General features: G+C 46.5%; 13 protein-coding genes. 10 read left to right on the top strand and 3 right to left on the bottom strand.

Going from position 1 to position 19,674, the window contains the following annotated elements; translation table 11 throughout:
* Nucleotides 1–61 precede the first annotated feature (61 nt).
* Entirely contained in the window at nucleotides 62–739 is a 678-nt protein-coding gene (locus ACR8BL_RS05925; RefSeq protein WP_434751747.1) for a tetratricopeptide repeat protein, read from the bottom strand.
* A gap of 218 nt (nucleotides 740–957) precedes the next feature.
* The gene (locus ACR8BL_RS05920; RefSeq protein WP_434756604.1) at nucleotides 958–1,887 is read right to left on the bottom strand and encodes an AraC family transcriptional regulator; all 930 of its coding nucleotides are present in this window, start codon (nucleotides 1,885–1,887) and stop codon (nucleotides 958–960) included.
* Nucleotides 1,888–2,030: 143 nt separating this feature from the next.
* On the opposite strand from ACR8BL_RS05920, the gene ACR8BL_RS05915 reads away from it, so the two are divergent.
* On the top strand, nucleotides 2,031–3,548 hold the full coding sequence (locus ACR8BL_RS05915) for a tagaturonate reductase (protein WP_434751745.1): 1,518 nt from the start codon (nucleotides 2,031–2,033) through the stop codon (nucleotides 3,546–3,548).
* Entirely contained in the window at nucleotides 3,545–5,059 is a 1,515-nt protein-coding gene (locus tag ACR8BL_RS05910) for a UxaA family hydrolase (protein WP_434751744.1), read from the top strand. Before ACR8BL_RS05915 ends, ACR8BL_RS05910 begins: the two co-directional genes overlap by 4 nt.
* 120 nt (nucleotides 5,060–5,179) lie before the next feature.
* On the opposite strand, the gene ACR8BL_RS05905 is transcribed toward ACR8BL_RS05910, so the two are convergent.
* Nucleotides 5,180–7,210 carry a beta-galactosidase gene (locus ACR8BL_RS05905; RefSeq protein WP_434751743.1) on the bottom strand — a complete coding sequence of 677 codons (2,031 nt, stop codon included), beginning with the start codon at nucleotides 7,208–7,210 and terminating at the stop codon, nucleotides 5,180–5,182.
* 125 nt (nucleotides 7,211–7,335) lie between these two features.
* On the opposite strand from ACR8BL_RS05905, the gene ACR8BL_RS05900 reads away from it, so the two are divergent.
* The 8 genes from ACR8BL_RS05900 to ACR8BL_RS05865 all read left to right on the top strand — a co-directional run bounded on the left by ACR8BL_RS05900 (nucleotide 7,336) and on the right by ACR8BL_RS05865 (nucleotide 19,544).
* Nucleotides 7,336–8,169: a helix-turn-helix domain-containing protein gene (locus ACR8BL_RS05900; RefSeq protein WP_434751742.1), complete on the top strand. Its 834-nt coding sequence runs from the start codon at nucleotides 7,336–7,338 to the stop codon at nucleotides 8,167–8,169.
* A gap of 301 nt (nucleotides 8,170–8,470) precedes the next feature.
* Nucleotides 8,471–9,259: an alpha/beta hydrolase gene (locus ACR8BL_RS05895; protein WP_434751741.1), complete on the top strand. Its 789-nt coding sequence runs from the start codon at nucleotides 8,471–8,473 to the stop codon at nucleotides 9,257–9,259.
* A gap of 67 nt (nucleotides 9,260–9,326) precedes the next feature.
* Nucleotides 9,327–9,986, top strand: coding sequence for an SGNH/GDSL hydrolase family protein (locus tag ACR8BL_RS05890; RefSeq protein ID WP_434751740.1), 660 nt, complete (start codon nucleotides 9,327–9,329; stop codon nucleotides 9,984–9,986).
* Nucleotides 9,987–10,000: 14 nt separating this feature from the next.
* Complete coding sequence (locus tag ACR8BL_RS05885) at nucleotides 10,001–10,882, top strand: SMP-30/gluconolactonase/LRE family protein (protein ID WP_434751739.1); 882 nt, start codon at nucleotides 10,001–10,003, stop codon at nucleotides 10,880–10,882.
* 337 nt (nucleotides 10,883–11,219) lie between these two features.
* Complete coding sequence (locus ACR8BL_RS05880) at nucleotides 11,220–14,294, top strand: X2-like carbohydrate binding domain-containing protein (protein WP_434751738.1); 3,075 nt, start codon at nucleotides 11,220–11,222, stop codon at nucleotides 14,292–14,294.
* 284 nt (nucleotides 14,295–14,578) lie between these two features.
* Nucleotides 14,579–16,120: a response regulator transcription factor gene (locus ACR8BL_RS05875; RefSeq protein ID WP_434751737.1), complete on the top strand. Its 1,542-nt coding sequence runs from the start codon at nucleotides 14,579–14,581 to the stop codon at nucleotides 16,118–16,120.
* A gap of 23 nt (nucleotides 16,121–16,143) precedes the next feature.
* On the top strand, nucleotides 16,144–17,913 hold the full coding sequence (locus tag ACR8BL_RS05870) for a cache domain-containing sensor histidine kinase (protein ID WP_434751736.1): 1,770 nt from the start codon (nucleotides 16,144–16,146) through the stop codon (nucleotides 17,911–17,913).
* A gap of 332 nt (nucleotides 17,914–18,245) precedes the next feature.
* A complete protein-coding gene (locus ACR8BL_RS05865) occupies nucleotides 18,246–19,544 on the top strand; it encodes an extracellular solute-binding protein (protein WP_434751735.1) in 1,299 nt (432 codons plus the stop codon).
* Nucleotides 19,545–19,674: the final 130 nt, after the last annotated feature.

Raw genomic sequence — 19,674 nt, 5'->3', positions numbered from 1 at the left:
GCAGAGACTCGTGCACTTTATTTGTTTTTATAGGATAGAAAAATAGTATCAGGATTTAATCTTATAGGGCCCGTTTGCGGAACCAGCTGCGGACAGCCCAACGTCGTTCCTGACGTTTTTTATACTTTGGCAAGGAACGATACACATTCAGGGATTGATCATAAGCCTGTTTGGCATCGTCATTACGCCCTAATGAACGATATACCGAGCCAAGCAGATAAAAGGCCTCACTGGAGGAGGAATGAATCTCTTGGAACTGTTGTACATAATGAAGTGCTTTGTCGCGATCCGTGTCCTTGAAGGCTGTAGCAAGATTCAGATAAGGCTGTCCATACTTGACTCTCGGATTAATCTCAAGCGCATGTAAAATATGACGTTCACCATCCGGGATTTTGCCTAGATACAATTCGGTTGTGCCTAAAGCTTCCCAGTAATCCGCAGATTGTTCATAAGGGCGTTCCAGTTCAAGCAAATAGGCGTATGCCTCAGTGTAACGTTTGCGTTCGATGAGCAGTCTGGCCAGCTCCAGCTTGGAAGATACTTCGTTAGGGTTCAGCGCCAGCTGCTGTTTCAGCCGGGACATGTTACGCATACGTTTGAGGGGTTTGGTGAAGCTGGGAAATACACCAACAAAGCGACGATCCAGAAAGTACAGAATGACGAGCAAAATTAGAATGGCAAGGAATGGATTGCCGATAATCTGCCAAAGCAGACCAAAAATAAGAAATTTGATAATCACAGATTCAACTCCAGTTACATTTTAATCGCGTATGCACGCCTTGAATATCATACCATATCCCCCTTTGGAAGAATATGTTTGTGTATATTATAGGTAGAATATGTGTGTGCATATGATTGAAGAGTATGTGCCTGCATAGGAAATAGAACATATTCACCGACACAAGATAACACGTTGATCATAGTGATGTGGAGAGTGAATCCTCCTGAATATTCATCTTAACCATTACGCACCATCGTTCTACGGTAAGCAGCTGGTGTAGTGCCTGTCAGTTTCTTGAACTGTCTGTAAAAATGGGGAAGACTATCGAAGCCGCAAGCGTCTGCGACAGCAGCCATCGTTTCATCCCCTTGAACGAGATGTTCTTTCGCCATAATAACTCTGCGAGCCAAAACATAATCCGTTAAAGTCATCCCCGTGTAACGCTTGAAAGCCCGGCTAAAATGTGCAGGAGACACGGCAGCTTGTTGTGCGAGGTCAGGTAAAGATAACCCGCTTCGCAGTTTATGATCAATGTCAGACAGGATGGAGGATAACCATGATGGAGCAGGTAGTGACGTTGTTGTATGAGCTGGTCCGGCAGCTGATTCCAGTCGTTCCAGAAATATAAGCAAGAGCTGCAGGCGGAGCAGCGCGGCGTGAGAACCCAGATGATGATCGGAACGGAACTCCGCATGAATATCGTCGATCATGGCTGATACTTGTGCCCGCTCTGTCTGGTCCAGATGTCTTTTGTATACTCGCCGTTTGCGGCAGCGTTCGAATGGGTGTAGCAAGGATGAGGATACGCCTCCAGCCGTAGAAGCCAGCAGCCCGGGACTGAAGAACAGTGCTGACGAGGTAACCGGATTGCCCGCATCCGGCAATGCACGGTGCACAGTACTGCCAGGAATAAGAAATAAATCTCCCTCCTGCATATCTTCGAGACCTGTATCGATAAAAATACTACCCTGTCCCCGATAGACATAGATAATTTCATGCCAGTCATGCAGATGATCGGGCAATTCATTTTGCGGAGATTTCGTATCACTATAGACAAGACGAAACGGTATGCCCGACACAGTCTGGATGGTGGTGCGTACTGGGAAATGTTCCATATGGACTCCTTTGGAGACAAATGTCTCTGGTAAGATGACAATTCTGATCATAAAACAGTATATTTAACGCAATATAAGCAATTTTATTTCCTTTTATTGATGATACAATGAATTTAAAGCGTTTACAATAAAAGGATGCCAGCTTTTTGATGTTCGCATTCTGAGTTCGCAAATAATCGGTGAGGTGAGTGTCCATGTCTGCAAGCACAAAGCGGCCAAGATTGAAGATGCATCTGCTTGGCAATGATAGTCAGCGCAAATGCAAAGAAATGATTGAACGTCCCGTCAAAGTTCTGCAGATCGGGGAAGGCAATTTTTTACGAGGATTCGCAGACTGGATGCTCCATGAGAGTGCTCGGCAAGGCAAGTTCCATGGTTCAGTAGCTGTGACGCAGCCTCGGCCTGGGGGGAAGGCCAAGCTGGAGCAGATTCGTGATCAGGACGGACTATATACGATGATTACGCGTGGGCTGTCTGAAGGCAAACGTGTGGAACGTACAGAAATGGTCTCGGTTTTCTCTCAATTTATTAATCCGTACGAGGAGTGGCAGACGTTTCTGGAGCTTGCGGAACTGCCATCACTTGAATTTGTAATCTCGAATACGACAGAATCCGGATTGAAATATATACAATCAGACTATATTCCAGGGGAACCGGTTCAATCTTTTCCAGGCAAACTGACCGTGTTCCTGCACCAGCGGTATGTACGTTTTGGTGGGGATCCGTCCAGAGGGCTCATTCATCTGCCATGTGAGCTGCTGGAGGGTAATGGTGATGTTCTGCGAGAATGCGTGCTCCGTCATAGTGAAGATTTCGGATTCTCCGACAGCTTCCGATCCTGGATCGAACATCATAATCTGTTCCTGAACAATCTGGTGGATCGGATTGTGACGGGGGCGCCTACACAGGAAGAGGCAGATGCACTTACAGAGCGCTGGGGTTACGAGGATCAGCTGATCAATACGGCAGAGCCTTATCACTTCTGGGCGATTCAAGGCGAGGAGTCGCTGGACAAGCGCCTTCCACTGAAACAAGCAGGACTCAATGTGCACTGGGTAAAAGATTTGAAACCCTATCAGCTGCGGAAGGTGCGAATCCTGAACGGTTCACACACACTGATGTCTTCTCTGGGTTTGCTTCGCGGTAAACAACATGTAAGAGAAACGATGGAGGACCCGCAGTTTAGTTCATGGATCAGGCAAGCGGTGCTTGAAGAGATTGTGCCTGCACTGGATATGCCTGAGCTTGGACTGGAGCAATATGCGGAAGAAGTGTTCGAGCGTTTCCTGAATCCATATATTGATCACAAGCTACAGGATATTGCACTGAATACAGCTGGCAAATTCAAGGTCCGTGTACTGCCGACCCTCCTGGCCTATGAACAAAGTCAGGGTAGCTGGCCTGAGCGGTTAATTCAAGGTTTTGCAGGATTTCTATATTTGTATCGTCCAGTGCAGACGCAGGAGGGTTATACGGCAGAACTTCTAAACGGGGAATCTATTTCATTAAGAGATGATCCTGATGTACTCGCAGCTTTGGGGGATCATTGGGATGGCTACGATCACTTGACTAGTGGAACAGATGAATTGGAGAAAAGAGTTGCTGCGGTGCTCTCCAATGAAGTGATCTGGGGAGAAAACCTGAATGCAAAAGAAGGATTGCGAGAAGTACTCGTACATGAAATCGGTAGACTGGAAGGTGAAAGAAAATGAGTACAACAAAAACAGTGAGTGACTGGATTGCGATCCAGCCTCAGGATGATGTCATCATAGCACTTCGAGATTATGTCAAGGGAGAGCGTATTGATCTGCCGGACGGGGCATCGTTCACACTGGTGGATGATGTACCTAAAGGACATAAAATAGCGATGCATGATCTTGCGCAGGGAACGGATGTAATGAAATACGGCTTTTCCATCGGTATCGCGCAAGAACCTATTGCACAAGGAAGCTGGATACACAGTCATAACTTGAAGACAGGTCTGCATGGACTGCTGGAATATGAATATCAGCCTGGAAGCCCCTTGCCTGTAGACATGCCGCCTGAACATCTGCGTTCTTTTGATGGTTATTTGCGTCCGAATGGGGAAGCGGGAATCCGGAATGAAATCTGGATTGTCAATACAGTCGGATGCATTAACAAGGTGTGTGAAGCCCTTGCTCGTATGGGACAGTCGCAGTTTGGCAGCCGTGTTGACGGGGTGTATCATTTCCCGCATCCTTTCGGTTGTTCACAACTCGGGGATGATCTGAAGTATACACAGCAGCTGCTCGCTTCGCTCGTGGAGCATCCAAACGCCGGTGGTGTACTGGTGATTGGTCTGGGCTGTGAGAATAACCAGGTGGATCAGTTCCGTGAGTGCATCGCACCGGAATATCGGGAGAAGGTACGTTTTCTCAAAGCGCAGGAGACCGACGACGAGTTGGAAGAGGGAATGCGTTTAATGGAAGAACTAGTTGAGATTGCCGAGCAAGAGAAACGTCAGCCGCTGCCACTGAGCAAACTGAAAATTGGATTGAAATGTGGGGGGTCAGATGGCTTGTCTGGCATTACAGCGAATCCGCTCGTAGGGGCTGTTGCCGATCTGCTCGTTGCTGCGGGTGGAACAGCGATTCTGACAGAGGTTCCAGAGATGTTTGGTGCGGAAACAATCTTGATGAACCGGGCTGCAGATGAGAAGGTATTTAACGATCTGGTGGACCTGGTGAATGGCTTCAAGCAATATTTCGTAAATCATGGTCAAAATATCTATGAAAATCCTTCACCGGGCAATAAAGCTGGCGGTATTACAACACTTGAAGAGAAATCACTCGGATGTACCCAAAAGGGAGGACGTTCATCCGTTGTCGATGTGTTGCGCTATGGTAAACGAGTAACCAAGACGGGTCTGAACATTGTAGAGGCACCGGGTAATGATCTGGTTTCCGTTTCGGCCTTATCTGCGGCGGGAGCACATATCGTATTATTTACAACCGGACGTGGTACACCGTTTGGGGGTCCGGTTCCTACAGTCAAAATTGCTACACAATCCGATCTGGCGAATCGTAAAAAGCACTGGATTGACTTTAACGCAGGTCAGCTGCTTGAGGGACAAACGATGGATCAGGTTAAAGAGCAATTATTCAGTCAGATCATTGATATTGCTTCAGGACGTGCGCAGACACTTAGTGAGCAGCATGGTTTCCGTGAGATCGCCATTTTCAAAGACGGAGTAATTCTCTAAGCAGACTTTGCAAAAGTAAAACTAGACAACGATGCTTCTGTCTATAGCAGACAGAAGCATTGTTGTCTTATTCAGGCTTTAAGCCTTACGCAAGAATATGTGCTGCGGAGAGGATACACGCTACGTGGTGCACGCAAAGATCTGAACTCCGCGAGCTTCAATCTTAATATGTCCTGTAACTTCCTGACCTGTTAACAACTCACGTAATGCTGTATCACCCAAATCATAAGTTTGTGTGGAAGCATTGTGATTCATAACGAACAGATAGGTTACCCCGTCCTTGGTTCGCGCACTTACTTCCACACCCTGCGGGGTTTCCAGCAACGGTTTTATATTTTTGGACGAGGCAAGCTCTGCAAGTAAACCGTCCAGGAAAATGTCATCCGGATCGGTGGCGACGTACCAGGCTTCTCCTTGACCAAAGGTATTACGTGTAAGTGCAGGCATGCCTTGATAGAAATCTTCGCCATACTCTGCAATCACTTCGGCACCTTCGCTGTGCAAGAGGTCACATAACATACCGCACTCGTATACGCCTTCGAGTGTGCCAAGTGTGTCCTTTAGAACGATACTGTTTTTCTGTTCAGGCAGCAGGGCATCCAGCTCTTCCACCCAGATACCAAGCAGATTGCGAAGCTCACCCGGATAACCGCCAGTGGTCACGAGATCATGCTCGTTGACGATTCCGCTGAAGAAAGTGGTCAGGAATGTGCCGCCAGCCGCCACAAACTGTTCCAGTTTCGTCGCAAAGCCCGGTTTGACCATGTAAAGAACAGGGGCAAGAACCAGATCGTATGCGCTGATGTCGGTATCTACACTGACGATGTCCACTTGGATGTTGCGGTGGAAGAAAGCTGCATAATATTTATGAATTTGATCGACATATTTCAGAGCCACGGTCGGTCCGCTTGATTTTTCGATAGCCCACCAGTTATCCCAGTCGAATACAATCGCTACTTTGGACTGCACTCTGGCATCAAGTGTGGTGTCACCCAAACGTTGCAACTCCTGACCAAGCTGCGCTACCTCTCGGAACACCCGTGTATGTTCGTGTCCCGCATGTTCGATGACGGCACCGTGATATTTCTCGCATGCACCAATTGAACGGCGGAGCTGGAAGAACATCACGGTATCCGCGCCATGTGCGATGGACTGATAACTCCACAACCGCATGACACCAGGGCGTTTGAGTGAGTTATAAGGCTGCCAGTTCTGCTGACTTGGAGTTTGCTCCATCAGCATAAACGGTTGACCGTCTTTGAGCCCACGCATAAGATCATGAGCCATGGCTGTATAGCTGATCGGAGTGGCAAGACCGGGATAGCTGTCCCAGGAGACGATATCCATGTACTTAGCCCATTTGAAATAGTCAATTTGTTTGAAAAAGCCCATTAGATTGGTTGTGACGACTGAATCGGGAATATGTTTTTTGATCGCATCATATTCAAGCAGATAACATTCTAACATGCTATCCGAGTTAAAGCGGGAATAGTCAAGCGAGATCCCTTGAAAAGACGAACTGTTGTGGCCCCAATGTTCACTCAGGTTACTTGGAAGCACAATTTCGTCCCAATCATAGAATGTATGACCCCAAAAATTCGTGTTCCAGGCTTTGTTGACCTGTTCAATGGTTTTATACCGTTTCTTCAGATATACACGGAATGCTTTCTCGCAGTTTTCACAATAACATTCGCCCCCGTACTCATTGGAAATATGCCAGACAAGGACGGCGGGATGATCTTTGTATCGCTCTGCGAGTTTGTCTGCGATGATCTCGGAGTACTTGCGGTAGGTCGGACTGTTCGGGCAAGAGTTATGTCGTCCGCCGAATTTCCGTTTGCGTCCGTCTGCATCCACGCGCAGGACATCAGGGTAATTTTTGGCCATCCAGGCTGGATGAGCAGCGGTACTTGTGGCAAGGCAGATATACACTCCGTTTTCATACAAACGATCAATCAATTGATCCAGATATTCAAAGTTATACGTCACCTCGTCAGGCTGAATTAGTGCCCAGGAAAAAACGTTAATGGTGGCCATATCAATGCCGGACAGCTTAAACATACGCAGGTCTTCCAGGTGGGTCTCATGATCCCATTGTTCAGGGTTGTAATCGCCTCCATAGAACATTTTGGGTAGTTTGCTACTGATCAATGTGCTCACCTCTTGTATAAGAATAATCCTATACTATATGATACATAAGACTTTTGAAATATAATAAAAGTAATGATCTATATAAGAATATGGAACTCCATTTAACTGGATTTGAGGAGGATATCATGCTCATCTCACCCGGACATCAACGTTTTTTTATGACATCTCGGGACCAGCCACTTCCACTATATATTGAGAGCATTGGATATAACGGCAATCAGGAAAAGGTCTTTCGACCAGCGGGTTATCCTTGTTATCACTGGCTGCAAACGGTCAAAGGGGCGGGAGAGTTCAAGCTGTCAGGAACCTCGGCCATTCTGGGTGAAACTTCTGGCATTTTGCTTCCGCCAAACCTGCCGCATGAATATGCTCGTGTTCAAAGGGAGTGGGAGACGATCTATATTACATTTGGTGGTTCACAGTGTGCTGCCATTGTAGATTCGCTCGGTTTAAGCGAGCCAGATTTTCACCAGTGGGACTCCGATAGTCCACTAAACGATTATGCTCAGCATGTGTTAGATTCGATGGGGAGTGACCAGGATTTATCCGGCCTGGAAGCATCAGCGGACATGTACCGTTTTTTGATTTTGCTCAAAAAACACGGAATGACCGGCAATCGCTCCTCCATATCACATGCCGTAACAAGACTTGCTCCGCTTCTTGCGTTTATGGAGCAACATTACGGTGATCCGGATATTGGGCTAGAGCGGATGGCTTCGATTACTGATATTTCATCCAGACATCTGAACACGCTGTTTAAACAATCCTTCGGCATAACAGCCTACAGTTATTTCATTTTGCTTCGCATACGCAAGGCTAAAGAAATGCTGACAGGAAGTATAGATCTTACGATCAAGGAGACTTCGGCACGGGCTGGATTTCGGGATGTTAGTCATTTTGTTGCCACCTTTCGACGGATTGAAGGGGTTACCCCTGAACAGTTTCGTAACTTGTACTAGGGTGTGTCTTGAAACCCACTGAAGTGCATCTTTTACCGCCTTTTCGCCCCCTGCTGCGTCACTTTCCCTTGACGTGCTCCGGCACGCTTGCGGTAAACTTCCTAGCTTGGAACGAAAATTCAGCAAAATCTGCTTCCTTCAGCGTTTTCAGACACACCCTAAACGGGATCAGGTTGAACAAAAAGATATGCAGAAGGGTATTGATGCTTACTCCTGTTGCCGTTATGATGGTATCGAATCCCTGAATCGAAAACGATTATACAGAACGATTCCGTACTGATGAGAGAGGATGAGCTATATCATGAGTTCGATTATTCCTTTGTGGGAAAAGACCGCTCCTTATGGGGCTGCAGGACATGAAGACGAAATGCCACATCTGATTCCTTTCATTCAACCTGGTTCCGAGAGCGCTATCATTGTATGTCCAGGGGGCGGGTACGGCCATCTCGCTGACCACGAGGGAGTACCCGTTGCTGAATGGTTAAACCGGGCTGGCATCAGTGCTTTTGTGCTCAAATATCGTGTAGCGCCGCATCGTCATCCGGCGCCCCAAGCAGATGGGCAGCGCGCAATCCGTTATGTACGAGCTCATGCGGAACAATACGGGATTAACCCGTCCAAAATTGCAGTGCTTGGTTTTTCGGCAGGCGGTCATCTCACAGCCACTTTGGGTACGCAGTATGACGAGGGACAACCGGAACATGAGGATTGGATCGAACGGGAAAGTTCCCGTCCAGACCGTGTCATTCTTTGTTACCCCGTGATCACGATGGAGTCATATGGACATGAAGGATCTCGTATCAATTTGCTGGGCGAGGATGCAATGCAAGCGCATATTCAGGCTTTTAGTGCAGAGCAGCAGGTGAAGGTAGACGCTCCGGAAGCTTTCATTTGGCATACGAGTGATGATCAGGCTGTACCCGTGGAGAACAGTTTGCGATATGCTCTGGCATTGGGTGCACATGGGATTCCATATGACCTTCACATCTTTGAGAAAGGTTCACACGGGCTGGGACTGGCGGAGAACGGTGATACGGTGCGAGTATGGTCTGATTTGTGCCTCACATGGCTGAAAAATCAAGGCTGGTAACGTGAGCACGGATACTGCACTGGGAATAACCTTATGTCTACAATAAACAGCAAAGGAGAACAAAGCCATGAAATTGCAAAAGAATGACAGACTTCTTTTTATCGGAGATTCCATTACCGATTGCGGTCGAACTCATCCTGTAGGTGAAGGAAGTTCAGGGCTGGGTCATGGGTATGTCGCACAGGTGTATGCACTTTTACGTTCCATTTATCCTGAACTGATGCTGAGAGTGCAGAATGTGGGTAATAGTGGGAATACCGTTCGTGATCTGAAGCAACGCTGGCAGCAGGATGTACTTGACTTGAAACCGGACTGGCTCACGATCATGATTGGTATTAACGATGTGTGGCGTCAGTTTGATCATCCGCTGGCTGATTCACAGGTGTTCCTGGAGGAGTACGAGGCAACATTACGTGAGTTGGTTGCATCCGTGCGCCCAAATCTGAAAGGGCTTGTGCTCATGACACCATATTATCTGGAAGCGAGCCCGGAAGATCCGATGCGGGCGACGATGGACATCTACGGAGATGCGGTTCGCAGGGTAGCATCGGATTATGATGCGCTGTTTGTTGATACGCAGGCAGCATTTACGCCGCTGTGGGATCATTTTTATACATCGGTGCTCACACATGATCGCGTACATCCGGATGCTACAGGTCACATGGTACTGAGCAAAGCTTTTCTGGATGCGATTGGATTTGAATGGTCTAGAAATAAGAAATCCTAAGGAGGAGCGATGATATGAGTAATGTAACTGTAGTTGTGGATGCGCCAGCACAATTGGGAGAAGGTCCAAGCTGGGATGCGAAAAATAACCGTTTGTTATGGGTGGATATTGAAGGCTTCAAGGTACATGCGTACGATCCGGTGACTGGTGAGGATCAGGTATATGACGTAGGTGAACATGTCGGAGCTGTGGTTCCCTATCGCGGGGATGAAGTGATCGTTGCACTTCGTAGCGGTTTCTATACATATCATCTGCTTACGGGTGAGAAGCAGGTTATTGCAGACCCCGAGCAAGACAAATCCACCAATCGGTTCAACGATGGAAAATGTGATGCATATGGACGTTTTTGGGCTGGCACGATGAGTCTTAACAACGAGGAGAAGGCAGGATCGCTATACTGCCTGGAGGACGGAAAGAATGTACGCACTATGGTACAGCAAGTATCCACATCCAACGGTCTCGGCTGGAGTCCGAATCGTAAGTTCATGTATTATATCGATACGCCGACACGTTCCGTTGATCGTTTTGATTTTGATCTGGCTTCCGGCACGATCTCTAATCGGACAAGTATCATTTCGATCCCGGAAGACATGGGATTCCCGGATGGCATGACTGTAGATGCTGAAGGTATGCTGTGGGTTGCTCACTGGGGCGGAGGAAGAATTACCCGTTGGAACCCGGAGACAGCGGAATTGTTGCAGCAGATTGAAGTGCCGGCAGATCAGGTCACTTCCTGTTGTTTTGGCGGCCCGGACCTTGAAGACCTCTATATCACGACCGCACGTATCGGAATTAAGGAAGAACGTCTGCAGGAAACACCGCAAGCCGGTTCACTATTTGTTGTTAAACCGGGTGTTCAAGGGCAGGAAACACATGTCTATGGGCAAAAAGCTTAGGCAGATTGGACAGATAAAATAGGGTTGAATCCAAGGTGCTGTGAGAACAGCATCTTTTTGTTATGTCTAACTAGGAACCACAAATTTTTTTGAAAAGAGTCTCTTCCGACAAAGGGGAAAAACGTTTTCTATCGAATGTTATTTATTGTAGGAATGATGCGTTTTATGTTATTCCCTCACGATCGTTTGTAAGCGCTTAACATAAATGAAGGGAGGTGAGTTTCCTCATAAAGGACAGGTAAGGATACGTCTGAAACGCCATCATCAGCATGATGAGTCAGCGGGGATAGACCGAATTGCCAAAAATGTTCAAACGCGAAACGGAGGAGTTGTTGAGATGAGAACGTGGATAAGCAAGCTGCGAATGATGAGTTTGAGTGTGGCTATTGTTACAGCTTCACTGGGTGGTCTGGGGATGGCTGGAACTTCCGCGGCTGCGCCGAGTGTGGCCTACGAATGGAAAAACGTCGTTACTGGCGGAGGCGGAGGTTTTATTCCAGGTATTATCTTTAATGAATCCGAAAAGGATCTGATCTACGCGCGAACCGATATTGGAGGAGCTTATCGCTGGAATCCGGTAGACAGCAGCTGGACTCCGCTCACTGACTTTGTAGGATGGGATGACTGGAACAATAACGGGGTAGATGCACTCGCATCCGATCCGGTTGATCCAGACCGGGTGTATATGGCGGTAGGAACGTATACGAATTCGTGGGTAAAAGATAATGGGTATATTTTCCGTTCTACAGATCGGGGAGATACGTGGGAGAAAACGGAGTTACCCTTCAAGGTAGGTGGGAACATGCCTGGACGTTCCATGGGAGAACGTCTGGTTGTTGACCCGAATGATAACAGCATATTGTATTTCGGAGCTCGCAGTGGTAACGGATTATGGAAAAGTACGGATTATGGAGTAACCTGGAGTGAAGTAACGAGTTTTCCGAATCCGGGTGACTATGTTGAGAATCCTGCCACGGAGTATACCAGTGACATTGTAGGTCTGGCCTGGATCACCTTCGATGAAACGAGTGGTTCTGTTGGACAAGCGTCACAGACGATTTACGTTGGGGTAGCCGACAAAAGTGAAAGCATCTATCGCAGTACAAACGGAGGATTAACCTGGACTGCGGTTGCTGGACAACCTACGGGGTATCTGCCACATCATGGGAAAATGGATGTAGATGGAAGTTTGTATATCACATACAGTAATGGTGCTGGGCCCTATGACGGAACCAAGGGCGACGTCTGGAAGCTGAATACGGCCACTGGCGTATGGAAAAACATTAGTCCTCTACCAAGCAGCAATTCAGAAAACTATTATGGTTATGGCGGCTTGGCTATTGATGCTCAGGAGCCTGGCACAATCATGGTGGCAACGTTAAACTCCTGGTGGCCAGATGCTATTTTGTTCCGAAGCAAGGACGGTGGAGATACCTGGACACGTATATGGGATTTTAATGGATATCCTGACCGTAAATTCAGATATACGCAGGACATTTCCGCAGCACCTTGGTTAACCTTCGGTGTAAATCCTGCACCTCCTGAAATTTCACCGAAGCTGGGCTGGATGATTGCTGCGCTGGAGATTGATCCGTTTGATTCCGATCGGTTGATGTATGGAACGGGGGCAACGATCTACGGTACCAACAATCTGACTGACTGGGATGAGGATAAAAAAATTAACATCTCCGTCATGGCAAAAGGCATTGAAGAAACCAATGTCATTGATCTGATTAGCCCGCCAAGTGGGGCACATTTAGTGAGCGGATTGGGTGACATTGCCGGCTTCCGTCATGACGATCTGACTCAGGCTCCAGCCACCATGTTCACCAATCCAAACTACCCTTCCACTGAAAGCCTTGATTTTGCCGAGCTTAGTCCAAACACGATGGTACGTGTGGGCAAAGCGGATTACACCGTTGATCCCAATGCGAGATCGATTGGTTTATCCAGTGATGGAGGGAAAACGTGGTACAAAGCAAGTGCAGAGCCGTCAGGTACTACAGGAGGCGGAACAGTTGCTATCTCGGCGACTGGAAACCGTCTATTATGGAGCACATCGGATCGCGGCGTATTCTATTCTGCCGGGGGGAATTCATGGACGGCAAGTACAGGTATACCTGCGGGGGCCAAAGTGATTTCCGACCGGGTCAATCCTGACAAGTTTTATGGATTTGCCGCAGGGAAGATCTACGTTAGTGTTAATGGTGGAGCAACATTCACAGTATCTCCGGCTTCCGGGCTTCCGGCTGAAGGCAATTCGGATCTCGATGCTGTGCCAGGTGTAGAAGGTGAACTGTGGTTTGCAGGAGGAAGTGAGGAGCAGGGGCCATATGGCTTGTGGCACTCAACAGACTCTGGATCTACCTTTACGAAACTTGCCAATGTAGAGGAAGCTGACAGCGTTGGTTTTGGTAAAGCAGCTCCAGGACAAAGTGTTGTCGCCGTATATATCGTTGCGCAAATCGATGGAACCCGCGGATTTTTCAGATCGGATGACGGAGGGGCGAACTGGGTGCGGATTAACGATGATCAGCATCAATACGCGCGCGTGACTACAATTACAGGTGACCCTCGCATTTATGGCAGAGCATATCTCGGTACCAACGGACGCGGAATATTTTATGCGGATCCGGTTAACGGTAATGGCGGCACACCAACGGTACCGAATTCGACAATCACCCCGGTTACGGCTCAATTTGATCTGAATCCGGTTCATCAGGCTAACCTTCCTGTCACGTTAACCCTCAATGGCAATACGCTGACTTCCATTCGTAATGGAAACACGATACTTGCGGCGGGTACCGATTATACTGTAGCAGGTGGTCAGGTTGTGCTTCAGAAAAGTTATTTGGCTACATTGCCTAAAGGATCTGCCGTGTTGACATTCCAGTTCAGTGCAGGCAATCCAGCAGCACTGAATCTGACAATCAAGGATACCACAGTGGTCACCCCAAGTGGGGACATTCGTATCGAGATGTACAATGGTACAACGGCAGCTACAGGCAGTTCGATCAATCCTAAATTCAAACTGACCAATACAGGTACAGCTCCACTGAATTTGTCTGACGTGAAAATTCGATATTACTACACGGTGAATGGTAATCAACCTCAAAATTTCTTCTGTGATTGGGCGGCTGTGGGAAATGCCAACATTACCGGTACGTTTAGTTCAATCACTCCGGCGTTGCCAGGTGCAGATCATATGTTAGAAGTTGGATTCAAGGCAGCTGCGGGAACCCTGGGTGCAGGACAGAGCACGGAAATCCAGATTCGCTTTTCCAAAGACAATTGGTCCAGTTACACACAAACGGATGATTATTCCTTTGCAGCTACCCATACGGCTTATGCCAACTGGTCCAAAGTAACCGGATATGTTGCTGATCAGCTTCAATGGGGAATAGAGCCGTAATATCAGAAGGTTCCGCGAATTTGATGTAGGAAATAGAGAATGAACAAGAAGAAGTCTCAAGACGCCTGAGTAGGTAGTGGCGTTTTGGGACTTCTTGTTTTGTCGAAATTTAGTGTAAACTATAGGTAGTTACTATTGCTTAAACGTAGGATTTAAGATATAACAATATGTACGATTATTATAAATTTCATGTAACCGCTAACAAGAACAACTTCAATAACCAACATATAGAGGGCTAAACTATATAGATATAGAGTGATAGATGAGACAGGGGGGTCGCGATCATGAACCGGTTGTGCAAGGTGCTGATTGTTGACGATGAATTTCTGGTTAGACAGGGTATTAAGCACCACATGAACTGGGAAGCAGAAGGATTTAATATTGTAGGGGAGGCATCCAATGGCGAAGAAGGTTTGCAGCAGGTAGATCTGTTAAAACCGGATATTGTCATTACCGATATTGTGATGCCCGTTATGGATGGTGAGACATTTGTCCGCACACTCAAAGCCCGTTATCCTCATATTGAGGTCATTGTTCTGAGCAGTTTCAGTGAATTTGAATATGTTCGTTCTACATTACAGCACGGAGCGGCAGATTATATTTTGAAACCCAAGCTGGATACCAATGAACTTTTGGAAGTGCTGAGACGTACCGCTGGCAAAATACCTGAGCTTCAATATGAGCCTTCACATGATGGCTGGCGGCTTGGTCAACTGATGGAGAAGATGTTGTCCGGATTTACGCTGGATGAAGACACTGAAATGCCAATCATTCTGGACAGATTTCCATTCGGAGCTTTCCGTTTACTCGCATTTCAGCCTGCGGATCACAGTTCTAAAAATCAAGATCATGAACAGATTGAAGCTGAGGTTCGAAAGCGGATGCCAGAGATCGAATGTGCCATTTTGCCAGCGGATAGCCAACTACCTGTAATCCTGCTGAACGTGAAACCGGATCAAGATGAAGACATGGTTGAACAAATCAGACTATGGGCTAATAAAGCAGGAGATTCACAGAACGCTCCAGTGTGGGTACTTAGCGAAAGATTCAGCTCCTTTGAGAAGATGGGGGAGATGTATCGTGAACGTCTAATTAAGTTAATTGAGTTTTGCTTCTACTATACAGATCGTGCGATTCTGATTGATGGTGAGCTTCCACCCATGCGTCCGGCTGGATATCAGTTCAATGTTAATATGTTTTTGCAGCATGTGAAACGGAATCGGGTGGAGGCGGCCAGAGAATATTTGCGTGATCATGCAGCAACGCTGGGACGAGATTATATTGCGGATGTATTTGAGATCAAATCCTTTCTTGGCAATTTGATCTTCAATGTTACGATTACGTTAGCAGATATGGATGTTCAATCGTCCGGACTTGAGGAGAGTAAATATACGTATTTCAAAAACGTTGACGGAGCTTCAACCCTTACCGAAGTAATGCTGGTTCTGGATCAATTCATGACAGAGGTTCAGGAATGTGCTTCAGGTTCAGGCGGCAAACGAAGTGATCCGAATATGACTATGCTGCTGGATTACATGCATGCGCACTATGATCAGCCCTTGGGACTGTCCGAAGTAGCCAAGCATTTTCATTTTAACCCGTCGTATTTATCCAGCTACTTCTCGTCACATAAGAAAGAAGGGTTTAATGAATACCTGAACAAGATTCGCATTGAAAAAGCGGAGGAATTGCTGCGATCAGATGATGTCACGATATCGGAAATTAGCAGCATGGTGGGGTATTCAGATCACAGTTACTTCTGTAAGGTGTTCAAAAAGTTCACAGGATTATCTCCAAGTCGCTATCGGCGTAAATTTTGGGCTTAAATAGAAATGGATGAGATTACTTCATGAAAAAGTGGAAAAATGGCTTGTCGCGCCTCGGATTATTCCCCAAGCTAATATCGGTTATGGTTGTCAGCATTGTCCTGGTTTCGGTACTTATATTGTGGACAACGATTCATATGTCAACCAACCTGTTTACAGAAACGTTCAGTATCACCAATTCGAAGGTGCTCAGCCAGATCAAAACGAATTTTGATGCGTTTAACGACTCCATCGCTGCGGTAACCAACAATGTGGCCCAAAGTGGAGCGATTCGAGGGTTTCTATCGGATGGAGATGGCAATTCGGTTACCATGTCCAGATCGTACTACAGTATGCGTGAAACGATGAAGCGGGTTCAATCCATCATTGAGTTTTATGAAGTAGGTATTACCATTGCGGGTGTAAATGGACGAAGTTTTTCAACCAATCCTTCATACATTAAGAAAACAGCAGAAGAATTAAAAAAGGATCAGATCACGAAGGCAGCGACCGAGTCGCCGAGCCGTCTGATCTTTGATGACTATCAGGCCCAAACCAAAGAGGGTACATTGCAGATGATCTCTGCGACCAAAGCGCTGACAGATCGAGCGAGAAACCGGATTTACGGTACAGTTTATATCACGATGAGAGAAGAGTCATTTCGTCAGTTTTATGCCAATTTTACAAGTCGAGGCAATGATGTCGTCATTATGAACGAAAAAGGGGAGATCGTCTCCTCTAACCGGGAAGATTGGATCGGTACGACGCAACCTGAACTGTTATCTTATGCCGAAACGATGAAGGAAACGACACCCAAAAATATTACAGCACGAGTCATGGGGCAGGAAAGTATCATCGTATCTGAATATTTACCTTTTTACCGTTTGTATATGGTAAATATTGTGGATAAGGAATCCGCGATGGGACAGCTGATTGATATGAAAACGGTCGCCTTGATCTGCGCTGCGATTGTATTTGTGGCTCTGTTGCTGGTGTTCCTGATTACAAGCCAAATGACAAAATCACTACGCAGACTGGTCAAGCAGATGTCGAACATCACGAAAAGTGACCTTGATAACTACATTCCGGTCAGTGGCAGTTATGAGAGCAGACAACTGGGGCATGCGTACAATTATATGCTGGATGAACTGCATGATTATGTGGATCAGCTTGTACAGACGCAGCAGGAGCAACGTAATGCTGAGCTTGCGGCGTTGCAGAGCCAGATTAATCCTCACTTTCTATACAACACCCTGGCTTCTGTCAAAGTATTGGTGCAGCAAGGTAACAAAGATCGAGCTGCGGAGACGATTAATGCATTAATTGGTTTGTTGCAAAATACGATTAGCGATGTCAGGCAGACCGTAACGGTAGAGCAAGAGGTTGAAAACCTGAAAAATTATGTCTTCATTAATCATGTGCGCTATGGTGGGCGGATTAAAGCGGCTTTTTATGTAGCTCCGGATTGCACACACTATCATGTTCCCAAGCTGGTGATCCAGCCCTTTATCGAAAATGCCTTCTTCCATGGTTTTATCAAAAAGGAAACAGGCACGATTCATGTGATGGTTTCGCGCGCAGGGGAATCACTCGTCTGTGAGATCATGGATAATGGGGATGGGATTGAAGGACTAAACATGGAGGGGGCATTGCCCAATCCGAAAAACAATCGTCAGCTGTTCAGCGGTATAGGTATACGAAACGTACATGATCGAATTGAGCTTTTGTATGGCTCACCTTATGGTGTGACGATTATGAGCACCGTTGGAGAGGGAACGAGAGTTACGGTAACGTTGCCACTGATCACTAGTTAATCAAGTGAATATGAGCTCCAAAATTCACGGACCCTTCATTTCTGATACCCAGAGATGAGGGGTTTTTCATATTCCAAATCATAAACGACTTGCATAGTTGTAAAATGTTCAGCTCAAAATAGTACAAAATCAAAAGAAAGTACAAAAAACCAAATTAAGTGCAACCGTTTTCTGTAAAGGTTTTCATTGTGGCAATAAGAAGACAAATCTGCACAAAATTTTTACTAACGAATGGAGAAATGGGAATGATAAGATGAATACATCGAAAGCAACCGCTTTCAGAAAACGCAAACAAATTTACAAACAAAGAGGTCGAAGGGGAGTTGAATGGTTTGAAAAAAATGTGGGTATTGATGCTCGTAACGGTATTGCTGTTGTCCGCATGTTCATCCGGCGGTGGAGGTAAAGAAGCTGCTAGCGGTGGTGGCGGCGAGAAAGCAAAAGAAATTACGATCTGGGCTTGGGATAAAGCATTTAACGTAGGTGCTCTGGAGCAAGCTAAAGCAATTTACCAAAAAGAAAACCCTGATCTGAAAATCAACATCATTGAAAATGCTCAAGATGCGATCATTCAGAAGCTGAACACTGGCTTGAACTCCGGAACAAGCAGCGGTCTGCCAAACGTAGTTCTGATTGAAGACTACCGTGCACAAAGCTTCCTGAGTGCTTACCCTGATGCTTTCAAAGATTTGTCTTCGACAATCAAAGCTTCCGATTTTGCAGAGTATAAAATTGGGCCAACTTCTTATGAAGGCAAACAATATGGTATTCCGTTTGACTCTGGCGTAGCTGGTTTGTACTACAGAACAGACTTGCTTGAGCAAGCAGGCTACAAATCTGCTGACCTGCAAGACATCACTTGGGATGATTACATCAAAATCGGTGAAGCTGTAAAAGCAAAAACAGGTAAAGAGCTTCTATCTCTTGACCCTAACGACCTGGGTATCATCCGTATGATGATCCAGACTGCAGGCAAATGGTACACAGCTGAAGATGGTAAAACACCTGATCTGAACAACAACCCTGCATTGAAAGAAGCGTTCGAAACATACAAAAAAATGATGGATGCTAATGTTGTTAAATTGCACTCCGACTGGAGCCAATTCGTTGCCAACGCCAATAACGGTGCCGTAGCAACAATTCCTACAGGTAACTGGTTCTCACCATCCGTTCGTCAAGAAGCTTCCCAATCTGGTAAATGGGCTGTAGCTCCAATACCGAAAATGGCTGGTCAAGCAAACTCTGTACACGCATCCAACTTGGGTGGTAGCTCATGGTATATCATGAACGATGTTCCTGGTGCAGATCAAGCGGCTGACTTCATGGCTAAAACTTTTGGTTCTGACAAAGAGTTGTATCAAGAATTGTTGACTAAAATCGGTGCAATCGGTACGTACACACCGGCTGTTGATGGTGATGCATACAACAAACCAGACGAGTTCTTCGGTGGTCAAAAAATCTTCGCTGATTTCGCTAACTGGACAAAAGAAATTCCAAAAGTAAACTATGGTAGCAACACTTATGCGATCGAAGATATCTTGGTTGTTGAAATGCAAGCATACCTGAATGGTAAATCAATCGATGACGTTCTGAATGATGCACAAAAACAAGCTGAGGCACAATTAAACTAATATCCCAAGGTAACTTATAGAACCTAGGAAACAACGGAGCCGTCTCCCTTGTCTGGCGCAAGTCGAGCTGGACATGGCGAGGGGCTCTGTAGGTTCTAACCATGTTGCATGGAGAGAGAGGAGCCATACT

Origin of the sequence: Paenibacillus amylolyticus, from assembly GCF_051136285.1 — a bacterium.
Classification (GTDB): domain Bacteria; phylum Bacillota; class Bacilli; order Paenibacillales; family Paenibacillaceae; genus Paenibacillus; species Paenibacillus amylolyticus_F.
The sequence above is the reverse complement of the archived record's forward strand: the minus strand, read 5'-3'. Positions and strand labels throughout refer to the sequence as shown.

Bases quoted from the DNA above. Each gene is read 5' to 3' on its own strand.
- ACR8BL_RS05920 (WP_434756604.1), bottom strand. From the start codon at position 1,887: ATGATCAGAATTGTCATCTTACCAGAGACATTTGTCTCCAAAGGAGTC.
- ACR8BL_RS05915 (WP_434751745.1), top strand. From the start codon at position 2,031: ATGTCTGCAAGCACAAAGCGGCCAAGATTGAAGATGCATCTGCTTGGC.
- ACR8BL_RS05910 (WP_434751744.1), top strand. From the start codon at position 3,545: ATGAGTACAACAAAAACAGTGAGTGACTGGATTGCGATCCAGCCTCAG.
- ACR8BL_RS05900 (WP_434751742.1), top strand. From the start codon at position 7,336: ATGCTCATCTCACCCGGACATCAACGTTTTTTTATGACATCTCGGGAC.
- ACR8BL_RS05895 (WP_434751741.1), top strand. From the start codon at position 8,471: ATGAGTTCGATTATTCCTTTGTGGGAAAAGACCGCTCCTTATGGGGCT.
- ACR8BL_RS05890 (WP_434751740.1), top strand. From the start codon at position 9,327: ATGAAATTGCAAAAGAATGACAGACTTCTTTTTATCGGAGATTCCATT.
- ACR8BL_RS05885 (WP_434751739.1), top strand. From the start codon at position 10,001: ATGAGTAATGTAACTGTAGTTGTGGATGCGCCAGCACAATTGGGAGAA.
- ACR8BL_RS05880 (WP_434751738.1), top strand. From the start codon at position 11,220: ATGAGAACGTGGATAAGCAAGCTGCGAATGATGAGTTTGAGTGTGGCT.
- ACR8BL_RS05875 (WP_434751737.1), top strand. From the start codon at position 14,579: ATGAACCGGTTGTGCAAGGTGCTGATTGTTGACGATGAATTTCTGGTT.
- ACR8BL_RS05870 (WP_434751736.1), top strand. From the start codon at position 16,144: ATGAAAAAGTGGAAAAATGGCTTGTCGCGCCTCGGATTATTCCCCAAG.